Genomic DNA, 21,258 nt, shown 5'->3' on the forward strand with positions numbered 1-21,258 from the left:
TACATTGTGCAAAGCGGTGCGGTTTTATGCATCACATGAGTGTTCCGGACCGGGGGAGCCTCTTTTTTTATGCAGCCGGCGCCTTTAAAAGGCGCTTGCGGCTCTTTATGTTTCATGGTATGTTGTTACTCGAAATTATAGATAGAGGTGTCAATCATATGAGAATGCGCCATAAACCTTGGGCGAATGATTTTCTGGCAGAAAACGCTGACATCGCCATCAGTGATCCGGCCCAGTATAAAGGGCGGTGGAACACGGTCTTTGGCAATGACAACCCGATCCATATTGAAGTCGGTACGGGAAAAGGGCAGTTCATTTCTGGAATGGCCAAGCAGAATCCGGATATCAACTATATCGGAATTGAGCTGTTTAAAAGCGTCATCGTCACTGCCGTCCAAAAAGTAAAGGACAGCGGGGCTCACAATGTCCGTTTGTTAAATATAGACGCGGAAACACTGAATGACGTATTTGAACGGGGAGAAATCAAGCGCGTATATTTAAACTTTTCTGACCCGTGGCCGAAAAACCGTCACGAAAAGCGCCGTTTAACATTTAAAACGTTCTTGAAAAAATACGAAGAAGTGATGGGCGAAACAGGTGAGATTCATTTCAAAACCGATAACCGCGGTTTATTCGAATACTCTCTGAAAAGCTTTTCCGAATACGGCCTGCTTCTGACGGAAGTCAGCCTTGATCTGCACAACAGCGATCCGAAGGGCAATATTATGACAGAATACGAAGAAAAATTCTCCGCGCTCGGCCAGCCGATTTACCGGGCCGAAGTTGAATGGAGAACAAAAGACAGACTCTGATGCGGGAGTCTGTTTTTTTATGCCGCCATTTGCTACCATTACATCAGGAGGGATCAAGATGGAGACATTGAATATTGGGAATATTTCATTAACATGGCTGGACGGCGGTGTAACGCATATGGACGGCGGAGCGATGTTCGGCGTTGTCCCGAAGCCTTTATGGTCGAGAAAATACCCCGTAAATGACAAAAACCAGATTGAATTAAGAACAGACCCGATTCTGATCAGAACAAACGGCCTGAATATATTGGTTGACGCGGGTATCGGCAGAGGGAAATTTTCTGATAAACAAAAAAGGAATTACGGTGTAACACAGGAATCCAATTTAAAACACTCTCTTCGTGAACTCGGGCTTTCCTGTGAGGACATTCATATTGCGGCGATGACCCATCTTCATTTTGACCATGCATGCGGCTTGACGGAATACAGCGGAGAGGAGCTTGTCTCTGTTTTCCCGAATGCCCGCATTATCACTTCTGCAACAGAGTGGCGCGAAATGAGAAACCCTAATATCAGATCGAAAAATACATATTGGAGAGAAAATTGGGAGGCGGTACAAGATCAGGTCGAAACCTTTGAGAACGAGTATCAGCTGACAGAAGGCATTACGATGCACCACACCGGCGGCCACAGCGACGGCCACAGCGTCATCGTCTTACAAGACGGCGGGGAGACGGCTGTGCATTTTGCCGACCTGATGCCGACGAATGCGCATAAAAATCCGCTATGGGTGCTGGCATATGATGATTATCCGATGACCTCCATTCCGCAAAAGCAGAAATGGCAGACGTTCGCGGCAGAAAAAGACGCCTGGCTGATTTTCTATCACGACGCGATTTACAGAGCGGTAAAATGGGGAGAAGACGGCGAAGTGGCTGCATCTGTCAGACGGGAGAAAAAATAGGCGGATCGATGATTTACCTGTATGAATTTCGGGAATAAAAGCAAACCTAAGACAAATTGCTTTGAAAGGAAGAGACAGGTGAATCAATTTCAAGTGACGAAAGATGGAGAAATCAAAACAACTCTGCGCGGATTAGAAGTGCTTTCTACGCCTTTTTTAAATAAAGGGGTGGCCTTTACACAGGAGGAAAGAAAGGAACTCGGGCTCGAGGGATTTCTGCCGCCGAAAGTATTGACAATCGAAGAGCAGGCGAGGCGGGCCTACGAACAATTCAGTTCGCAGCCTGATGAGCTGAGCAAAAATGTCTACTTGACCGCTCTCCATGATCGGAATGAAACGTTATTTTACAGGCTGTTAAATGATCATTTAGGCGAAATGCTGCCGATCGTATATACGCCGACCGTCGGCACCGCGATCCAGCGTTACAGCCACGAGTACAGAAAACCCCGCGGTCTGTATTTGTCAATAGATGACCCTGAAGGAATGCGCGCCGCATTTCAGCAGTTCGGAAAAAATGAAAACATTGACTTAATCGTTGCCACAGATGCGGAGGGTATTCTGGGAATCGGTGACTGGGGCGTCGGCGGCATCGCCATTTCTGTCGGAAAACTCGCGGTGTATACGGCGGCGGCCGGAATTGATCCGTCACGAGTGCTTGCGGTCGTATTAGATGCCGGGACAAATCAAGAAAGCCTCTTAAATGACCCGCTGTACGTCGGAAACCAGCATTCAAGAGTGCGCGGCGAGAAATATGACCGCTTTATTGATGAGTATGTCTCGCTTGCCCGGGAAACATTCCCGAATGCGCTGCTTCATTGGGAGGATTTCGGTACGGCTAACGCCCGCGGCATATTAAAACGGTATAAAGATAAAGTCTGTACGTTTAACGATGACATTCAAGGAACGGGCGCGGTGTCACTTGCAGCTGTTTTAGCGTGTGCGAAAGCATCAAAAGTGCCTTTAAAAGAGCATAAAGTCGTCGTCTTCGGCGCGGGAACGGCCGGTATCGGAATTGCTGAGCAGCTGCGCGAAGCTATGGTGCATGACGGATTAAGCGAAGAAGAATCATACAGCCGCTTTTGGTGTATCGACAGAAACGGATTGTTAACGGATGATATGAAGGACCTGCGTGATTTTCAGGTTCCGTACGCCCGCCCTGCTGATGAAGTGAAAGAGTACGGCCGCAGCGGTGAAGGCGGATCAATTGATCTGGCGGAGACGGTGCGTCAGGCCAAGCCGACGATCCTGATCGGCACATCCACCGTTTCAGGCGCATTTACGGAAGAAATCGTCAAAGAAATGGCCTCACATGTCAAACGGCCGGCTATTTTGCCGATGTCAAATCCGACGACATTATCAGAAGCAAAACCTGAAGATTTAATTAAATGGACGGAAGGCCGCGCGCTTGTCACAACGGGAAGTCCGTTCCCGCCTGTTGCGTATAACGGCGTTACCTACCATATCGGACAGGCGAATAACGCACTCGTATTCCCGGGACTCGGACTCGGCACGATTGTGACAAAAGCAAGGCTCATTACGGACAATATGTTCGTTGCCTGCGCGAATGCCATCGCCGGTATGGTGGACGTCGGCAAGCCGGGAGCGCCGATGCTTCCGAAAGTGGAGGATCTCAGGACGGTATCGGCAACAGTGGCGGTAGCCGTAGCTAAAGCTGCGATTCAGGACGGTGTAGCGGAAACGGAACCCGAGGATCTGATCCAAGCGGTGCAGGACGCGATGTGGAACCCCGTATATAAACGAATTCGGCCGATGTAACCGAATAAAGCCCAAAACGCTGATGGTTTTGGGCTTTATTTTTTGCTTGTCCGAATTATGAGGCGACAGAATCAATGACATCGACAATCTGGCCTGTTTTTGCATTGACCATAACTTCATATTGCTCCAGTTCGCCGAATGCCGAACGTGTCACGCCGGTTTTGTATACCTGGATGGTTTCTCCGTTTACCTGGTAGGGCTCGGGCTCTGTGTAAATCCATGATCCGTCTATCGGCCCGCGCTGTTTAAAAGCCGCTTTCACGATACGGAGCGCTTTTTCTGAAGAGATATAAGGTTTCATCGCATACTTTTTCACTGCGATGGCAGCGCATAATCCGACTCCTGCACCTAAGAGAAAATGACGTAATTTCAATATGAAGCACCTCCAATTATGTCGTAGTTTTTATTATACAGAAGATGCCAGACGGTGTTAAGTAAAGCGGCGGTTTTACAGCCCATTCAATCTGAGCGCTTGGAAAACAGTTGTTTTTCTAATAAAATAAAAGCATTACATAGAAATGAGGGGAAAATATGAATGAGGAAACGAAAACGCTTTTCCGGACGCTGACGCAGCTTCCCGGCGCACCGGGAAATGAACATCAGGTCCGCTCCTTTATGAAACGGGAGCTTGCGAAATATGCGGATGACATCGTGCAGGACAGACTCGGAAGTGTTTTCGGAGTAAGGCGCGGCGCTGAAGATGCGCCGACCGTTATGGTAGCCGGGCATATGGACGAAGTCGGGTTTATGGTAACACAGATTACGGATAACGGCATGCTGAGATTTCAGACGCTCGGCGGCTGGTGGAGCCAGGTGCTGCTTGCCCAGCGCGTCGAGGTGCAGACGGATAACGGACCGATTATCGGCGTCATCTCAAGCATCCCGCCCCACATTTTAACGGATGCCCAGCGCGCAAAGCCGATGGAGATCAAAAATATGATGATTGATATCGGTGCCGATGACAGAGAGGACGCGGTCAAAATGGGGATCAGACCGGGACAGCAGGTCGTGCCGGTCTGCCCGTTCACCCCGATGGCCAACGAGAAGAAAATATTGTCCAAAGCGTGGGATAACCGCTATGGCTGCGGGTTAAGCATTGAACTATTAAAAGAGCTGCACGGAAAAGACCTGCCGAACAATCTGTACGCCGGGGCCACCGTTCAGGAGGAAGTCGGCTTGAGAGGGGCGCAGACAGCGGCCAACATGATTCAGCCTGATCTCTTCTTCGCGCTTGATGCCAGCCCGGCAAATGATATGAGCGGCGATAAGGAGCTGTTCGGCCGTCTCGGCGAGGGGGTGCTGCTCCGCATTCTCGACAGAACGACGGTCATGCACCGCGGGATGAGAGAGTTCGTCCTTGATATGGCGGAAACGCACAATATCCCTTATCAATATTTCGCTTCAGGCGGGGGAACGGACGCCGGACGGGTCCACATATCAAACAGCGGGGTTCCGTCTGCCGTCATCGGCATTTGTTCAAGATACATTCATACAAATGCCGCTATCATCCATGTCGATGATTATGCCGCGGCGAAAGAAATGCTCATTAAGCTGGTCATGGCGAGTGACAAACAGACGGTCGAAACGATCAGAGAAAATGTGTAAAAAAATAAGCAGTCAATAAGTCCCTTTGAATACTTATTGACTGCTGTTTTTACATTCTGTTTTAAGCCGCGTGATCGAGACAGTTCATTAAAGCGTATTGAAAATAGAATTAGGTAACACATATTATTTTTCAATATTATTATCAAAATGGTTCCAATCCAAATAAACAACCACGAATCTTTATTGCAATGATAAACGTTTTTAAATCAAAAACATGCTGCAAGCATTGAGATGAGCAGCGATTTCACAAAGTCGAGTCATTTGCATTTTTTATTTGTTCTGCAAGGAGGTATGATTATGACAAAAAAGACAAACATAAAATTTCCTCTCATCTCTAACAATCTTCCTCTTGATCTGGTTAATACTGAGGTGGTCAGTTATGGTAAACGTCATAATTTGTTAAAGTCAAAAGAGGATCTTTTAGAATGGTTAAGGTTAATGAGTAAAGTAACCCCTTTTTTCAATCAATTAACATTAAAAAAAGCACAAGATGAACTGACTACTGTGATGGTTGAAAAAATACTTGAGTTACGATCAACACTAAGAGAAAATTTTGAGAAAATTGCAGATGGTGAAGAACCTGGAGAATCTTTTATCACTTTTTTAGAAAAAAAGATTGAATTGGCTCCATTTACATATAAGATTCTCGATACTAAACTTGCTCGTATTCCAATTGGAAATATTGATGATGCAATTATTTCGCTCATTGCTTATGATGGCTTATCGCTAATATATACAAAAAAGATTAATTTAATTAAGCGATGTGCTAATGAGGAATGTGTTTTATTATTCATTGATAACACTGGAAGGAGAAAATGGTGTTCAATGAAGATATGTGGTAACAGAGAAAAGGTTTCCCGTCATCTTAAAAAAACATAGAACAAATTTTCTTTATTGTATTGTCGAAATCATCTTGCACTTTACTTTAATTTTGAATAATCACATATAAATAAAAAGTTAATGAACAGCCTTATTTCAATATTCTTTTGAGTAAGGTTGTTTGTCTTTTTTAGAAAAAACAATCAATAAGTAACTTAACGGCTTTTACGGAAAATTAAAATGTCGCTCATAAAACAACCAATTTGCAGCTAAAACCCAGTTGAATTATAAAAAAAGGTTAAAGTAACAAACAGGAAAATGATATTTCAAGCGTTCTTAAAAGATCATTTTTGAATAGAAGAACAATCTTTGAAAGAGAGAAGGATTGTAATTTCAGATTTATAACCCTTTGAAATTAAATTGACAGGTTATTTTAATTGTTTTAAACTTAGTGAAAAGGAGGGGTTATATTGAAGATTGAGCAAACAGCAGAAAATCCACAAAGTAAAAAAGGATATTATTTCAAAAAAATGAAAGGAGGAGGAAAAAGTCCTTTAAAAGTAAATGTTAAAGATGCTTCAACAGGCTTATTAGGTGGTTTTATAACAATTTTAATCTTGTCATTGATAACCTATAAAACTGGATCTCTGTGGCTGATGGCGCCTTTTGGGGCAAGTTGTGTACTGGCTTTCGGAGCGTGGAATGCCCCTTTATCACAACCTAGAAATATTATTGGCGGACACTTCATCTCGACATTGACTGGACTTGTTATATATAATCTTCTTGGTTCTCATCCCTGGACATTGGCTTTAGGAGTGGGGCTAGCTATATTTTTTATGGCGGTTACAAAGACTACTCATCCACCTGCTGGAGCGGACCCTATTGTAGTTATTCAAGGGGCGTATGCTTGGAGCTATTTAGCTTTTCCGGTTTTTGTGGGATCTGTAATTATTGTTGCGGCAGCAGTTATTATTAATAACTTGCGAAATAATCGGCAGTATCCCACTTTTTGGTTTTAATCAATTTCAACGAGCAGCATATGTATCCGTTATTGCGCAGATTTCGCTCTCCTTCCTTACATATAAAGAAAACAATATATAGTTAGTTTGAGGTTGAGTAAAATAATTCATGAATGAAGTGAAGAAAAAGAGGGCTGTGGGAATAATTTATTGCGGACAAATTCTTTTGGATTCGAGAAAAAAGTCTGAAAAGTAAGATTTGATACCATTCTATTGTAAATAGGTAAGCAGGACCGCATAAAGGCGGCCTGCTTATTCTGTTTCAAATAAATAAGAGAGTGCTTTCATCGCTTGATTTACGGTTTCGACCGTGATATTCGCTTTTCCGGAAAGCTCTTTCAGCGGATGATGAAGTTCTTTCGGGCGGATGAGAATGAGCGGCTTTCCTTTTGCGACGGCATAAGAAGCATCCATCGCGGTATTCCACTGTTTATATTTCTCGCCAAACAGGGCGATCACAAAATCGGCTTTTTCCATCAGCACCTCTGTACGGAAATTGTTGATATCAGAAGCTCTGGCGTCTTTTAAAACAGAATCGGGCTGCACGCCCATAATCTCTTCTCCGATATTGTCTGAGCGTTCATGGTTTTCCATCGGACCGACAAACGTAATCGGCAGGTTCAGCGCTTTTGCTTTTTGTTTGATTTCATCCCGCCAATCACTGTGGATTTCACCGGCTAAATACACGACAAACTGCATCTTTTGCCCCTCCTTATGTACATATTCAGAATTTCGTACGGCTACAAGCAAAATGGTAAACGAAACTTGCTTGATAATGCAAATGAAATATGATAATGATATTGCATATAGTTGGTCTTGCCGTAAACAGTCTGGTATGATCCAATTGGACAAACATCAGCATATAAAAAACTCATAATCCAGATGGAGGAATGACAATGAAAAAGATTGAAAGCACGGAAGAATTGCAAAAAGCGGTACAAGACGATTGGGCGGTATTTATGTTTTCAGCGGATTGGTGCCCGGACTGCCGCTTTGTGGAGCCGTTTCTTCCTGAGCTGGAAGCGGACTTTCCTGAATTCACTTATTACTACGTAGACCGCGATCAATTTATTGATACATGCGCGGAATGGGAAATTTACGGCATTCCGAGCTTTGTTGTGTTTAACGGAGGAAAAGAAGTGAACCGCTTCGTCAGCAAAGACCGTAAAACAAAAGAAGAAATTGAGCAATTTTTAACCGATTCCCTTGCTAAAGCATAAAGGAGGCCACGGGCTTTGAAAATGACGTCAAGGAAGCTGGCGGATTTATTAAAACAGCGCCTGCAGCACGAGAACCGATCCTTCTTTTTTGACAGAGAAAAAGACACCCTCCGTGTTGAGGATCAAACGACCAAAAAAGGCATCACATTGGAGCTCCCGCCGATCATTGCGAAATGGGAGACGAAAAAAGAAGAAGCGATCGACGAAATCGTCTACTATGTGTCAGAAGCGATGGAGGCGATGGAAGGCAGCGGACAGGAGATGTCCGGAAAGGAAGCCGGAATCTATCCGGTCATCCGCTCCACGTCATTTCCCGATCAAACGAGCGACGGCATTCCGCTCGTGTATGATGACCATACGGCCGAAACGAGAATCTACTACGCGCTTGACCTTGGCAAGACGTACCGCTTAATAGACAGCCGTATGCTCGAGAAAGAAAGCTGGACAAAAGAACGGATCAGGGAGACGGCGTCATTCAATCTCCGCTCTCTTCCTTCGGTCGTGAAACAGGATACGGTTGCGGACAATTATTTTTATTTTTTCAGGGCGAATGACGGCTATGACGCCAGCCGGATTCTCAATGATTCGATTCTTCATGAATACAAGCAGGCCGCTGAAGGCGAATTAGCGATTTCCGTTCCGCATCAGGATGTATTAATACTTGCTGACATTCGAAATGAATCGGGTTATGATATTTTAGGGCAAATGTCCATGAGCTTCTTTGCAAGCGGCACGGTGCCGATTACGGCCCTTTCATTTCTGTATAATGAAGGCAGACTGGAACCTGTGTTTATCATGGCGAAAAGCCGGCCGAAAAAGGATTAGAAAGGATTTTTCTTATGAACGCTTTTTACAATAAAGAAGGTGTGGGAGATACGCTTCTGATCTCTCTTAAAGATGCAGCACGCGAAGAAATCGGCTATGAAAGAGAAGGCGATGTCGTCAGAATCTTTAACAAAGAAACAAAAGAAACGACGGGCTTTAACATTTTTAACGTGTCTTCTTACTTACAGATTGAAGACAACGGCCCCGTCGCTTTGTCTGAGACATTCGTTCAGGATGTGAATGAAATACTGAACAGAAACGGCGTTTCAGAAACGCTGACGGTTGACCTTTCTCCGAAATTTGTTGTCGGTCACGTTGAATCGAAAGAAAAACATCCGAATGCGGATAAACTGAATATCTGCCAAGTGAATGTCGGAGAGGAAACCCTTCAAATCGTTTGCGGCGCGCCGAACGTGGACAAAGGGCAAAAAGTCGTCGTCGCTAAAGTCGGCGCGGTAATGCCGAGCGGACTTGTGATTAAAGACGCTGAATTAAGAGGCGTTCCGTCAAGCGGCATGATCTGCTCCGCGAAAGAACTCGCTTTGCCGGATGCGCCGGCGGAAAAAGGGATTCTTGTTCTTGAAGACAGCCGCGAGGCCGGCGAAGCATTTCAATTCTAACTCCCATAAATAAGCGCACAGAATCGAATGATGTGAGAGAAAGCCGTTAAGCAGGCCTGCTTAACGGCTTTCTTCAGTTGGGAGCTTAATCTTTTCTGAACCGCCCGGCAATGGTATACTAAATATCGTCCCAGACTACTAAAAAGGGAGTTAGAGAGTGATTAAACATGAGTTGGCTGAATAAATTTTTTGACTTATTTTTAGGTGAAAAAGAAGAAGAGCATGAACGTGAACCGAACACGCATGCCCAAATCCCGAAACAGCACATACCGGATCAGCCAGAAGGCAAATTAACGCGCATGGAAGATCCTAAAATATATTACGAATATCCGAAAGGGAATTTCCGCTTCCCGGTCGTTCCGGACGGCTATAAGCGAACGGAGCAAAACCAAAGACAGCGGGAAAGGCACGAACGCCGCCAGCCGTCCCGGGGTTATGCCGCCGGGAAGGAGCAAACCGAGCGGAAACAGCATACACATAAAGAGCCTGATGCCGTGAAAAAGCCCTTTAAACCGTCATCCATTCCTTCACCGGTTTACGGCTTTCAATCTCAGCACAGCATAAAAAAAGCGCCTATTTCCGAAAAGCGGCGTGAAGAGAACGTAACATTGCTGTCAGAGGAGCAATTTGTTCCGCCAAAATCCGGTCAGGAAACGGAAAAAGAGCCCGTCTTCACAACATCCGGCATAACAAAACAGACGAATGACCGGCCAGACCCGATTGCGAAACAAGAAACGGAAGAAATCCAGGCCGTTAAAAAAGAGGAGCTTCACACCGAGGCTGAGAATGCAAAAGAGCAAGTGTTTGCAGCACCAGAACCGCAGCAGGCTGAAGAGCGGGAGCACACCGAAAGCGCGGAGTCTGCCGGCTTTACAGAAGAACAAGAGCATGAACAAACCCGACCGCAGCCTATTAAAGAGCCTGAGTATGAAGCATCCCGAACGGCTGAAAACACAGAGGAATATCAGGAGCCTGAGCCGGAAAAAGCACCGCCTTTTGAAACCGCAGAAGAACCGGTGTATACATACACAGAACCCGGATACGATGAGGAAGTTCAGCCGCAGTCTGAAGACAAGCCCGAATCAGCTGAAACCGACGCGAAACAGGAAGCAGACTCTCAGCCTGAGTACAATGAAGCAGACCGGCATTCAGACCTTGAGCCTGAACCTGCAAGCATTGAGACGGCTGATGCCCCGTCCCGGCTCGCCGAGGAAAAAACGGAGCATCACGGACAGCCTCAGACTGTGAGAAAAGCGGAGCGGCCGAAAGAGCGCAATGTTCCGTTTAACGTCATGATGCTTAAAAGCGATAAACACAAGCAGACGAAGACGCCAGAGGGCGGAGCGAGCTATGTCTTTCCGAATCTGTCGCTTCTGGACGTACCGCCGGCGCAAAGACATGACGACCAATCGTGGATTGAAGAACAGCGCGAGCTTTTAAACGTAACGCTGAAAAACTTTAATGTGCGCGCCCAAGTCGTTCATGTCACACAAGGCCCGTCCGTCACACGTTTTGAAGTGCATCCTGAGCCCGGAGTGAAAGTGAACAAAATTACAAACTTAGCAGATGATATAAAGCTGAGTTTATCTGCCAAGGATATTCGGATTGAGGCGCCGATCCCCGGTAAAAACACGATCGGCATTGAAGTTCCGAACCGCGTAAGCAAAGTCGTCGATTTAAGGCAGATGATCAGAAGCGCCGCTTTCAGGACGAATCCGTCTCCGCTTACAGCGGCGCTCGGTGTCGATATTTCCGGAAACCCGGTCGTCATTGATTTGAAAAAGATGCCGCACGGGTTGATAGCGGGTGCGACAGGATCGGGAAAAAGCGTCTGCATCAATACCATTTTGGTCAGTCTGCTTTATAAGGCGGATCCGAGTGATGTCAAAATGCTTCTGATTGATCCGAAAATGGTCGAGCTTGCGCCTTATAACCAAATACCGCATTTGGTCAGCCCCGTCATCACGGACGCCAAAGCCGCGACCGCCGCGTTAAAATGGGTTGTGGAAGAGATGGAACGGCGGTATGAACTGTTTGCCCATTCGGGTGTGAGAGATATCGGCCGCTTTAATGAATTAACGGCCGATCATAAGACAGGCGAAAAGCTTCCGTACCTCGTAGTGGTCATTGATGAGCTTGCCGATTTAATGATGGTCGCGCCGAACGATGTGGAAGAAAGCATCGCCAGAATCGCGCAGAAAGCGAGAGCCTGCGGCATTCATCTGCTTGTCGCGACACAGCGTCCGTCTGTCGATGTCATTACCGGAATGATCAAGGCGAACATACCGACGAGAATTGCATTCTCCGTCTCAAGCCAGGTAGATTCCAGAACGATCATCGACATGGCGGGAGCGGAAAAGCTGCTCGGAAAAGGCGACATGCTGTACTGGGAAAACGGTACCGGAAAACCGGTGCGCCTGCAGGGCAACTTTGTGTCCGACAGAGAAATTGACCGCGTCGTCTCTCATGTCAGAAAACAGCTGCCGCCTTCTTATTTGTTTGAACAGGAAGAACTGATCAGGCAGGGAACCGCCCTTAAGGAAGAAGACGAACTGTTTCCTGAGGCGTGCCAATTCGTCGTGGAGCAAAACAGCGCCAGCACCTCAAGCCTTCAAAGAAGGTTCAGAATCGGTTATAACCGCGCCGCGAGGCTGATTGACATGATGGAAGCCGAAGGCATGATCTCAGAAGCGAAGGGCAGCAAACCCCGTGAAGTGCTGATTACGGCCGCTGACATTTCTCAAGAATAAGAATATCGTTCATTTTTCTCACAAACATGGTATGATAGTGGATGGACCATCAAAACTGCATCACTGTCACGCGCTGAAATATCATGCGGCAGGTTTAATCAAAAAGAAAGTTACAGATACTGACGATAACGTAAAAATAAATGGAAGCGCCGCTGTGCGGGCTTTTCGCCCGCTGCGGTCGCAAAATGAAATGAGCGTCATATACTGGGGAACAGATAGACGTTTGTTGGAGGTACGATTATGACTGTTTATCATTTTGTTGGAATAAAAGGGACAGGTATGAGCCCGCTTGCTCAAATCCTGCATGATACGGGGTATCAGGTGCAGGGATCGGATATCGAGAAGCAGATTTTCACTCAGGCTGCCCTTGAAAAAAGAAACATCCCGATCTATCCGTTCAGCGCCGATAACATCAAACCCGGCTTAACGGTAATCGCCGGAAACGCATTTCCTGATTCTCATCCGGAAATTGCAAAGGCGCTCGATGAAGGGATTCCTGTCATCAGATATCATAAATTTTTAGCTGAATATATGAAAAAATACACAAGTGTCGCGGTAACGGGCGCACACGGCAAGACGTCCACAACGGGCCTCTTGGCACATGTGATGCAGCAGGCGAAGCCGACTTCGTTTCTTATCGGGGACGGGACGGGCAGAGGAAATGAAAGCAGCGAATACTTTGTATTTGAAGCTTGCGAGTACCGCCGTCATTTCTTAAGCTATCAGCCTGATTATGCGATTATGACGAATATTGATTTTGACCACCCTGATTATTTCGCCAACATTGACGATGTGTTTGATGCTTTCCAAAACATGGCGCTTCAAGTCAACAAAGGCATCATTGCCTGCGGTGATGACGAGTACCTGCCGAAAATTCACGCCAATGTGCCTGTCGTTTATTACGGCACGGGAGAAGAAAACGATTTTCAAGCGAGAAACATCGTAAAAAATACGGAAGGCACGACATTTGACGTCTTTGTCCGCAATACGTTTTACGATACGTTCTACATCCCGGCATACGGCCATCACAATGTCCTCAATTCCTTAGCGGTCATTGCGCTCTGCCACTATGAAGAGATAGACGTGAACATGATTAAGCTCGGACTTGAATCATTCGGCGGCGTCAAACGCAGATTCAATGAAAAAGTGATCGGCAGCCAGGTACTGATCGACGACTACGCCCACCATCCGACTGAAATCAAAGTCACGATTGAGGCGGCGCGCCAAAAATATCCCGAACGTGAAATCATCGCGGTATTTCAGCCGCATACGTTTACACGGACGCAATCATTCCTGGATGAATTCGCAGAAAGCTTAAGCGCGGCCGACCGCGTGTATCTGTGCGACATTTTCGGCTCTGCCCGCGAGAACGTCGGCAAGCTCACGATCACGGATCTTCAGGAAAAAATCGATAACGCAGAACTCATTGAAGAAAATGACACATCCGTGTTAAAAGCGCATGAAGGCGCAGTGCTGATCTTCATGGGCGCCGGAGACATTCAAAAATATATGAGAGCCTATGAAAACGTCATAGCGTAACAAAAAAGCAGTGGGGCTCTCACTGCTTTTTTGCGCGTGCTGCAAAAGGGATTTACCGATAAACGGAGAAATAGTATACATACAGACCTTTCATATATGTTTATCATTTTGAGAATTGGGTATATACCACTATATCCTGCATTATAAGGAGGTATTAGATGATCATCATTCTTTACTTAAGCGTCGCACTCATTGCCGTTGCATTTCTCATCCTCGTCATCTATCTGTCCAAAACATTAAAGTCCGTGCAGATGACTTTAACAAACGTAGCCTCGACTTTAGACGGCCTTGAAGGGCAGATGAAAGGCATTACCGCAGAGACAGCCGAGCTGTTACATAAGACAAACCGTCTCGCGGAAGACATTCAGGAAAAATCAGAGAAATTAAATACGGTTGTCCATGCTGTTCAGGAAGTGGGAACTTCCGTCCAGCAGTTTAATACATCCATAAAGCAGGCAGCAGGTTCCGTTACGGCCTCTGTAAGAGAGAATCAGGATAAGATCAGTCAGGTTGTCACCTGGAGCCAGGCCGCTATGGAAATATGGGACAAGTGGAAGCAAAAGAAAAAAACATCGCTTTAATCATAAGAAAAATCCACTAAGGAGGAATCATAATGAGCAAAGATGGAATCAATAGTAAGGATTTTTTAATCGGAACGCTGATCGGGGGAATTATCGGCGCGACAACGGCGTTGTTTCTGGCGCCTAAATCAGGTAAGGAGCTGCGCGACGATCTCGGCAGTCAGGCTTCTGCGTTAAAGGATAAGACGGACAGAATGACGGCCGATGCGAAAGAAAAAGGCTCTCAATATGTCAGCATCGCCAAGGACAAAACATCTAATATCACCCAGCTGGTAGCTGATCAGTCAGGCCAGATTATGAATAAAGTGAAGGATTTAAAAGACCGTTCTAAGAGCACACTAACCGAGAAAGCCGAAGAGACGAGAAGCGAAATGCAGGACACGGCCCAAAGCATCAAGGCCGAAGCGGAAGACGCCGGGGAAAAAGCCGGTCAGGCAAATCGCTGACCTTCAATAAGGAGAGATAACCGACATGACAAAACAGCTGATATCGTCTGAAGAAGAGTTCAAAAATGCCGCTGAGAAAGAAAACACGCTCGTGTTTTTGAAACACAGCACAACCTGCCCGATCAGCCAAGCCGCGTTTCAGGAGTTTGACGCCTTTGCATCGGAGCATTCAGAAGTACCTTCTTATTACCTGCATGTGCAGGACAGCCGGCCGCTTTCAAACTATATCGCCGAGACATACGGCGTGAAACATGAAAGCCCGCAAGTATTCGTCATTACAAACGGCGAAGTGAAATGGCACGCGTCTCATTCACAAATCACAAAAAACGCAATAGAGCAGCACCTTTCATAATTGCTGGCCGCCGGTTGATACCGGCGGTTTTTTTTTTTGAAAAAAACTATTGATCATTTCAGCCGGATCATGTAGGATATCAATATATACTGCTTCAACGCATAAAAGCTTAAAAGCGTTTTGGTGATAAAGTCGAATGTGAAAAAATTTATTATTTCATATTCCTATTTTCGCATAACTGTAGTAAGATGCATGTTAACCATTAAAATAAAACATAGCATAGAAGGGATGAAAAAGATGAGCAACAAGGAATTAGAGAGCCTAAGACAGCAGGCAGACGCACTAAACTTAGAAATCCTTAAATTAATCAATGAACGCGGAGCCGTTGTAAAAGAAATCGGTAAAGCAAAGGAAGCACAGGGTGTCAACCGATTTGACCCTGTCAGAGAGCGTACAATGCTTAACCGCATTATTGAAAGCAATGACGGCCCATTTGAAAACTCAACGATCCAGCATATTTTCAAAGAAATTTTCAAAGCCGGACTTGAACTTCAAGAAGAGGATCACAGCAAAGCGTTGCTCGTCTCCCGGAAGAAAAAAGCAGAAGATACGATCGTTGACATTAAAGGCGAAAAAATCGGTGACGGCGATCAGAGATTCATCGTCGGACCTTGTGCCGTAGAAAGCTATGAGCAGGTTGCCGAAGTCGCGGCCGCAGCGAAAAAACAAGGCATTAAAATCCTGCGCGGGGGCGCGTTTAAACCCCGCACAAGTCCGTATGATTTCCAAGGTCTCGGTGTAGAAGGCCTGCAAATTCTCAAACGCGTCGCTGATGAATATGACCTCGCGGTGATCAGTGAAATCGTAACGCCCGCCCACATTGAGCAAGCGATTGATTACATTGACGTCATTCAGATCGGCGCGCGGAACATGCAAAACTTTGAATTGCTGAAAGCCGCCGGTTCCGTTAAAAAACCGGTATTGTTAAAACGCGGTCTTGCCGCAACAATTTCAGAGTTCATCAATGCAGCTGAATACATCATGTCACAAGGAAACGACCAAATCATTCTTTGTGAGCGCGGAATCAGAACGTACGAAACGGCAACGAGAAACACACTCGACATTTCTGCCGTGCCGATTTTGAAACAGGAAACTCACTTGCCGGTGTTTGTTGACGTCACACACTCAACAGGCCGCCGCGATCTCCTGCTTCCGACAGCAAAAGCGGCGCTTGCGATCGGCGCTGACGGCGTGATGGCCGAAGTTCATCCTGATCCTTCCGTTGCCCTTTCAGACTCTGCGCAGCAGATGGATATCCCTGAATTCGAGAAATGGCTGAACGAATTAAAGCCGATGCTGAAAGTAAAAGCATAATACAACGTTCCGCTCTTTAAAGGCCGCCTCGCGCGGCTTTTTTTCGTATCTTCATTTTATTTAATTATAAAATGAAAGTGAACGTTTTCATCACTGGGAAAAACGTGTATAATTTCATGAGAGATATTTAAATTTGATGAATAATGAAAAATAATGTACACTACTGACTTACGCTTACAATCATAAACGACAGAATGCGAAATCGTACGACATTTCTTTACATAAAGTGTTTATGCTATAGATAAGGATAAGTGTATCCAGTAAAAGGAGTGGTTTCAGTGAGCAACATTACGATATACGATGTGGCCAGAGAAGCAAATGTCAGTATGGCGACTGTTTCCCGCGTCGTGAACGGCAACCCGAATGTAAAACCGACGACCAGAAAAAAAGTATTGGAAGCCATTGACCGGCTCGGCTACCGCCCGAACGCGGTGGCAAGAGGGCTTGCAAGCAAAAAAACGACAACGGTCGGCGTCATCATCCCTGATATCTCAAGCATTTTCTACTCGGAACTTGCGCGTGGAATTGAAGATATCGCGACGATGTACAAATATAATATTATTTTAAGCAACTCGGATCAAAATCTTGAGAAAGAACTGCATCTGTTAAATACGATGCTCGGCAAACAAGTGGACGGTATCGTATTTATGGGCGGCAACATTACGGACGAGCATGTCGAAGAATTTAAGCGCTCTCCTGTGCCGATCGTCTTGGCGGCATCAGTGGAAGAACAGGGCGAGACGCCTTCTGTCGCCATTGATTATGAACAGGCGATTTATGATGCCGTTAAGCTTTTCATTGATAAAGGGCATCGCGATATTGCTTTCGTCTCCGGACCGATGCAAGAGCCGATCAACCGTTCGAAAAAACTGCAAGGGTACAAACGGGCGCTTGAAGAAGCGGCGATTCCGTTTAACGAGCAATTCGTAGCGGAAGGCGATTACACTTATGATTCCGGTATGGAGGCGCTTCAAAGTTTGATGGGCCTTGACCGGAAACCGACGGCGATTCTTTCTGCGACGGATGAAATGGCCCTCGGCATTATCCATGCGGCCCAAGATCAAGGTCTTTCGATACCTGATGATCTTGATATTATCGGTTTTGACAATACGAGATTGAGCCTGATGGTCCGCCCTCAGCTTTCAACAGTCGTGCAGCCTACGTACGATATCGGCGCCGTGGCGATGAGACTTTTGACAAAACTGATGAACAAAGAGCCGGTTGAAGAGCATATCGTCGAATTGCCTCACCGCATCGAATTAAGACAATCAACCAAGTCATAAAAAAACGGAAAAGCAAGCTTCACTCTGAGGGGTGGAATCTTGCTTTTTTACTTGAGTAAGGAGAAGATATGAAACGTTTTGATTATCTGACGCCCGTTGGCTTTATGTTAGGCTGTATTATCGTCGCAATCGGTATTCTGTCAGGGACGGGACTGGCGGGAATCAGTTCATTTTTAGATCTGACTTCTTTTTTAATCGTCACAGGCGGCCTTACCGCGGCGGTCTTTATCAGCTTTCCGCCGAGGGATTTAAAGAAAACCCCTTCTGTTCTGAAACAGGTATTCTCCCGTCAGGATGACAATGTGAAAGAGCTTGTCAGAGTATTTGTCAGCCTTTCGGAGCAGGCGCGCAGGCAGGGGCTGCTGTCTCTGGATGACCAGGCGCGGGAGATCAATGATCCGTTTTTAAAAAAAGGGCTTTTGCTTGCGATTGACGGCTGGGACGAGGAAACGATCCGGCTGGTGATGGATTCTGAGATCGCCGCAATGGAAGAAAGACACAGAAAAGGAAGACGCGTTTTTGAAAAAGCCGGTGATTTCGCACCCGCCTGGGGAATGATCGGGACGCTCGTCGGACTCGTTCTTATGCTCAAAAATTTAAATGACCCGCATACCCTCGGACCGAACATGGCCGTTGCGCTATTGACGACGCTGTACGGAGCGCTGCTTGCCAATTTGGTGTTTATTCCAATCGCGGCAAAGCTTGAAGAAAAAACGGAAAGTGAAATTTTCATCAAACAGGTCATGATCGAAGGGGTTGTCGGCATCCAATCGGGCAAAAATCCCCGCAACCTCGAAAGTCAGCTCGTCGTCTTCAGCTCAAGAGAAGACTGGCGTAAAGGACAGCCTGCTAACAAGAAAAAGGGCGCTGTCCATGAAGCTTAGAAAAGAGCGTTTTGAAAGAAGAAACAAACCGGAACATTCCGGCGGTTCACCGAGATGGATGGTGACGTTCGCAGACTTGATCACGCTCATTCTCGTGTTCTTTATCTTGCTTTTTTCGATGTCGCAAATAGACGCGGAAAAATTTCAATCTGCCGTTTCATCGATTCATACAAACGGCGGCGGGGGTGAACCGGCGTCATCAGACAAAGCAAACGAAAATAAAGAACAGGATTTGCTGTTACAAAACGTGAAGACATACATAAAAGCGCATCATTTGAGTTCCAAATTGACGGCGAAGCGCGATGAGCGCGGAGTGGTTCTTGTGCTGCAGGAGGCCGTTCTGTTTCAGACGGGAAAAGCGGATGTGCTGAAAAACGCCGAGCCGGTTCTGCATCAGATCGCGGTGCTTTTAAAAACAATTCCGAATGACATACAGGTAGAAGGCCATACGGACAGCCGCCGGATTTCCACCTATCAATTCCCGTCGAACTGGGAGCTGTCGTCTGCAAGAGCGGCGAGTGTGATCCGGTATTTTACCGCGAATGAAGACTTTTCCGCCAAACGGTTTATCTCTGCCGGGTATGCGGATACGAAACCTGTGAAGGACAACAAAAGTCCCGGACATATGAAAGAAAACCGCCGTGTAGAAATTGTGATCAAAAAAACGACCTCCTCATAAGGTCGTTTTTATTTTGTTTTATACCGCTGCTCAGACCGGATGGCAAAAAGTGCTTTTTCCACGGTTTGGGCATTTTTTTCTGAAATTTCTTCTTTGCGGGGAATCGGAGGATATAATTGTTCAGGATCACTCCAAAAAGCGGGCAACGTGCAGGGGGAGTGCTTCTGCCATTTATCAATCCATTTCTGCGGTATGCGCTCCCCGGGATCAATCCCTTTCATCTCAAGCCAAATGCGGCTCCATGCTCTCGGGACGACTCTCCAAATATCGTATCCGCCGCCGCCGACCGCGATCCATCTGCCGCTACAATATTGATGGGCTAATGAATGAGCGAGCCGCGGGATCTCCTGATAAATGGAGATTGTATTGGACAGGTGTGTCAACGGGTCGTAATAATGGGCGTCCGCACCGTTTTGGGTAAGTATGACATCCGGCTTAAAAAAAGCCGCGATTTCTGAGGCGGCCGTTTTGTAAGCGTGGAGAAAGGAATCGTCCTCTGTGAAAGCGTCCAGCGGAATGTTAAAAGAATAGCCGTAGCCTTGCCCGCTTCCTTTTTCCAGTACCTGCCCCGTCCCGGGAAATAAATAACGCCCGGTCTCGTGAAAAGAAACAGTGCAGACATCAGACCTGTCGTAAAACGTAAATTGAACGCCGTCGCCGTGGTGGGCGTCTGTATCAATGTATAACACTTTTGCCCCGTAGTTCTTCTGGATGTATTGGATGGCCACGGCGCTGTCATTATAGATACAAAAGCCTGACGCCCTGCCGCGGAAGCCGTGGTGAAGGCCGCCTCCTAAATTGCAGGCGTGCCTAGCTTGTCCCGTCATGACGTAATCAGCCGCCGTTAAGGTGCCGCCCACCAGAAGCGACGCAGCTTCATGCATGCCGGCAAAAACGGGGGTGTCTTCCGTTCCGAGACCGTAGCTTTCTCCTTCTGCGGCAGGGAGCCGGCCCGCACCCGCAAGTTCCACCGCCTGTATATAATCCTCTGTATGAACGAGAGCCAGCTCTTCTTTAGAGGCCGTGCGCGGAGTGACGATGTCTCCTTCGTCAAACGCGTCCGCCGCCTGAAGCAGATCGTATGTTAAAAGCACGCGCTGCTGATTGAACGGATGATCCTGATGAAATTGATACGTCTGATAAGAAGGCGAGTAAACAAAAACGCTGTCTCTCATGGCTGATCCCTCAGATGTTTCGGCCATAAGACATTGTATCCGGCTTCATGAACGGCACGGATAAAAGGGAGCGGATTCATCGTCTTCACCCGGAAGACGAGAATATTCGACCCGGCGGAATCATGGGGATAGACGAGCACACTCAGGATTTGCAGCTGAAGATCACGGCACATGCAGCTGAGATCAGCAAGGCTTTTTGTCATATCCGTCACCAGGATTTCCACCTGTGATCCCGGCTGGGCCGCGCCTGTCAGGCTGACGAAAGTCCGGAGCACGTCGGTTTTCGTTAAAATGCCCGTCAGCTTATGATTTACCGTAATCGGCAGACAGCCGATGCCGTGCTCATAAAAGGAAGCGGATATTTCTTCCACAAAGTCAAGCGGATGGGCGCAGATGACATTCCGCTTCATAATGGTCTCCACTTTGTTTGTCAGAAACGCGCCGCGTTCCTTTTGTTCGAAGCTGCCGGGGCCGGCCTGTTTAATGTCTCTGTCTGTGACAATACCGGTGACGTGCAGCTCGTCGTCGATGACAGGGAGATGGCGGATATGATATACCTTCATTTTACGGACGGCTGTTTCAATGGAGTCGTGTTTTGAGACGGTGATGACGTCCCGTTTCATGATTTGTTCTGCAATCATCTTTTTATCCCCTT

The 21,258-nt window shown here is 46.6% G+C and carries 22 protein-coding genes; 18 read left to right on the plus strand and 4 right to left on the minus strand.

All coding sequences use genetic code 11. From position 1 onward, the window contains the following. Positions 1-158 precede the first annotated feature (158 nt). The 3 genes from trmB (at position 159) to ACWJJ5_RS10560 (ending at position 3,492) form a co-directional block, all read left to right on the plus strand. Complete coding sequence (gene trmB / locus ACWJJ5_RS10550) at positions 159-812, plus strand: tRNA (guanosine(46)-N7)-methyltransferase TrmB (RefSeq protein ID WP_003152359.1); 654 nt, start codon at positions 159-161, stop codon at positions 810-812. Positions 813-870: 58 nt separating this feature from the next. Then, positions 871-1,716 carry a YtnP family quorum-quenching lactonase gene (locus ACWJJ5_RS10555; protein WP_454022393.1) on the plus strand — a complete coding sequence of 282 codons (846 nt, stop codon included), beginning with the start codon at positions 871-873 and terminating at the stop codon, positions 1,714-1,716. 78 nt (positions 1,717-1,794) lie between these two features. Next, positions 1,795-3,492 (plus strand): NAD-dependent malic enzyme, encoded by a 1,698-nt coding sequence (locus tag ACWJJ5_RS10560; RefSeq protein ID WP_024085698.1) that lies wholly within the window; start codon positions 1,795-1,797, stop codon positions 3,490-3,492. A 55-nt stretch (positions 3,493-3,547) separates the two neighbouring features. On the opposite strand, the gene ACWJJ5_RS10565 is transcribed toward ACWJJ5_RS10560, so the two are convergent. After that, positions 3,548-3,865 carry a PepSY domain-containing protein gene (locus tag ACWJJ5_RS10565; protein WP_003152366.1) on the minus strand — a complete coding sequence of 106 codons (318 nt, stop codon included), beginning with the start codon at positions 3,863-3,865 and terminating at the stop codon, positions 3,548-3,550. 158 nt (positions 3,866-4,023) lie between these two features. On the opposite strand from ACWJJ5_RS10565, the gene ACWJJ5_RS10570 reads away from it, so the two are divergent. The 3 genes from ACWJJ5_RS10570 (at position 4,024) to ACWJJ5_RS10580 (ending at position 6,935) form a co-directional block, all read left to right on the plus strand. Next, the gene (locus ACWJJ5_RS10570) at positions 4,024-5,097 is read left to right on the plus strand and encodes a M42 family metallopeptidase (RefSeq protein ID WP_003152370.1); all 1,074 of its coding nucleotides are present in this window, start codon (positions 4,024-4,026) and stop codon (positions 5,095-5,097) included. Between the two features lie 297 nt (positions 5,098-5,394). Then, complete coding sequence (locus ACWJJ5_RS10575; RefSeq protein WP_102422696.1) at positions 5,395-5,976, plus strand: CGNR zinc finger domain-containing protein; 582 nt, start codon at positions 5,395-5,397, stop codon at positions 5,974-5,976. Between the two features lie 470 nt (positions 5,977-6,446). Continuing rightward, positions 6,447-6,935 carry an HPP family protein gene (locus ACWJJ5_RS10580; RefSeq protein ID WP_026092269.1) on the plus strand — a complete coding sequence of 163 codons (489 nt, stop codon included), beginning with the start codon at positions 6,447-6,449 and terminating at the stop codon, positions 6,933-6,935. A gap of 252 nt (positions 6,936-7,187) precedes the next feature. On the opposite strand, the gene ACWJJ5_RS10585 is transcribed toward ACWJJ5_RS10580, so the two are convergent. Further along, entirely contained in the window at positions 7,188-7,634 is a 447-nt protein-coding gene (locus ACWJJ5_RS10585) for a YtoQ family protein (protein ID WP_071391484.1), read from the minus strand. Positions 7,635-7,831: 197 nt separating this feature from the next. Between ACWJJ5_RS10585 and ACWJJ5_RS10590 the strand changes: the two genes are divergently transcribed. The 12 genes from ACWJJ5_RS10590 to motS all read left to right on the plus strand — a co-directional run bounded on the left by ACWJJ5_RS10590 (position 7,832) and on the right by motS (position 19,428). Then, a complete protein-coding gene (locus ACWJJ5_RS10590) occupies positions 7,832-8,155 on the plus strand; it encodes a thioredoxin family protein (RefSeq protein ID WP_003152373.1) in 324 nt (107 codons plus the stop codon). Between the two features lie 15 nt (positions 8,156-8,170). Continuing rightward, a complete protein-coding gene (locus tag ACWJJ5_RS10595; RefSeq protein WP_014305597.1) occupies positions 8,171-8,980 on the plus strand; it encodes a DUF1444 domain-containing protein in 810 nt (269 codons plus the stop codon). A 14-nt stretch (positions 8,981-8,994) separates the two neighbouring features. Continuing rightward, entirely contained in the window at positions 8,995-9,600 is a 606-nt protein-coding gene (gene ytpR / locus ACWJJ5_RS10600; protein ID WP_003152375.1) for a YtpR family tRNA-binding protein, read from the plus strand. A gap of 167 nt (positions 9,601-9,767) precedes the next feature. Further along, positions 9,768-12,350, plus strand: coding sequence for a DNA translocase FtsK (locus ACWJJ5_RS10605; protein ID WP_102422694.1), 2,583 nt, complete (start codon positions 9,768-9,770; stop codon positions 12,348-12,350). Positions 12,351-12,590: 240 nt separating this feature from the next. Next, the gene (gene murC / locus ACWJJ5_RS10610) at positions 12,591-13,889 is read left to right on the plus strand and encodes a UDP-N-acetylmuramate--L-alanine ligase (protein ID WP_003152377.1); all 1,299 of its coding nucleotides are present in this window, start codon (positions 12,591-12,593) and stop codon (positions 13,887-13,889) included. 158 nt (positions 13,890-14,047) lie between these two features. Continuing rightward, on the plus strand, positions 14,048-14,470 hold the full coding sequence (locus ACWJJ5_RS10615; RefSeq protein WP_003152378.1) for a DUF948 domain-containing protein: 423 nt from the start codon (positions 14,048-14,050) through the stop codon (positions 14,468-14,470). 32 nt (positions 14,471-14,502) lie between these two features. Continuing rightward, a complete protein-coding gene (locus tag ACWJJ5_RS10620) occupies positions 14,503-14,916 on the plus strand; it encodes a YtxH domain-containing protein (protein WP_003152380.1) in 414 nt (137 codons plus the stop codon). A gap of 25 nt (positions 14,917-14,941) precedes the next feature. Further along, positions 14,942-15,268, plus strand: coding sequence for a bacillithiol system redox-active protein YtxJ (ytxJ, locus tag ACWJJ5_RS10625; RefSeq protein WP_017418385.1), 327 nt, complete (start codon positions 14,942-14,944; stop codon positions 15,266-15,268). A gap of 237 nt (positions 15,269-15,505) precedes the next feature. Continuing rightward, positions 15,506-16,582: a bifunctional 3-deoxy-7-phosphoheptulonate synthase/chorismate mutase gene (locus ACWJJ5_RS10630; RefSeq protein ID WP_003152383.1), complete on the plus strand. Its 1,077-nt coding sequence runs from the start codon at positions 15,506-15,508 to the stop codon at positions 16,580-16,582. 278 nt (positions 16,583-16,860) lie between these two features. Beyond that, a complete protein-coding gene (gene ccpA / locus ACWJJ5_RS10635; RefSeq protein ID WP_003152385.1) occupies positions 16,861-17,865 on the plus strand; it encodes a catabolite control protein A in 1,005 nt (334 codons plus the stop codon). A 68-nt stretch (positions 17,866-17,933) separates the two neighbouring features. Next, the gene (gene motP / locus ACWJJ5_RS10640; protein WP_094247648.1) at positions 17,934-18,749 is read left to right on the plus strand and encodes a flagellar motor protein MotP; all 816 of its coding nucleotides are present in this window, start codon (positions 17,934-17,936) and stop codon (positions 18,747-18,749) included. Next, positions 18,739-19,428, plus strand: a complete 690-nt coding sequence (motS, locus tag ACWJJ5_RS10645; protein ID WP_070082224.1) for a flagellar motor protein MotS — start codon at positions 18,739-18,741, stop codon at positions 19,426-19,428. The genes motP and motS overlap by 11 nt, the downstream gene beginning before the upstream one ends. 8 nt (positions 19,429-19,436) lie before the next feature. Here motS and ACWJJ5_RS10650 read toward each other — a convergent pair whose 3' ends face one another. Continuing rightward, positions 19,437-20,603 (minus strand): acetoin utilization protein AcuC, encoded by a 1,167-nt coding sequence (locus ACWJJ5_RS10650; RefSeq protein ID WP_070082223.1) that lies wholly within the window; start codon positions 20,601-20,603, stop codon positions 19,437-19,439. Then, positions 20,600-21,244, minus strand: coding sequence for an acetoin utilization AcuB family protein (locus tag ACWJJ5_RS10655; protein WP_003152389.1), 645 nt, complete (start codon positions 21,242-21,244; stop codon positions 20,600-20,602). Before ACWJJ5_RS10655 ends, ACWJJ5_RS10650 begins: the two co-directional genes overlap by 4 nt. Positions 21,245-21,258 lie beyond the last annotated feature (14 nt).

This window comes from Bacillus sp. JK74 (genome assembly GCF_053663395.1).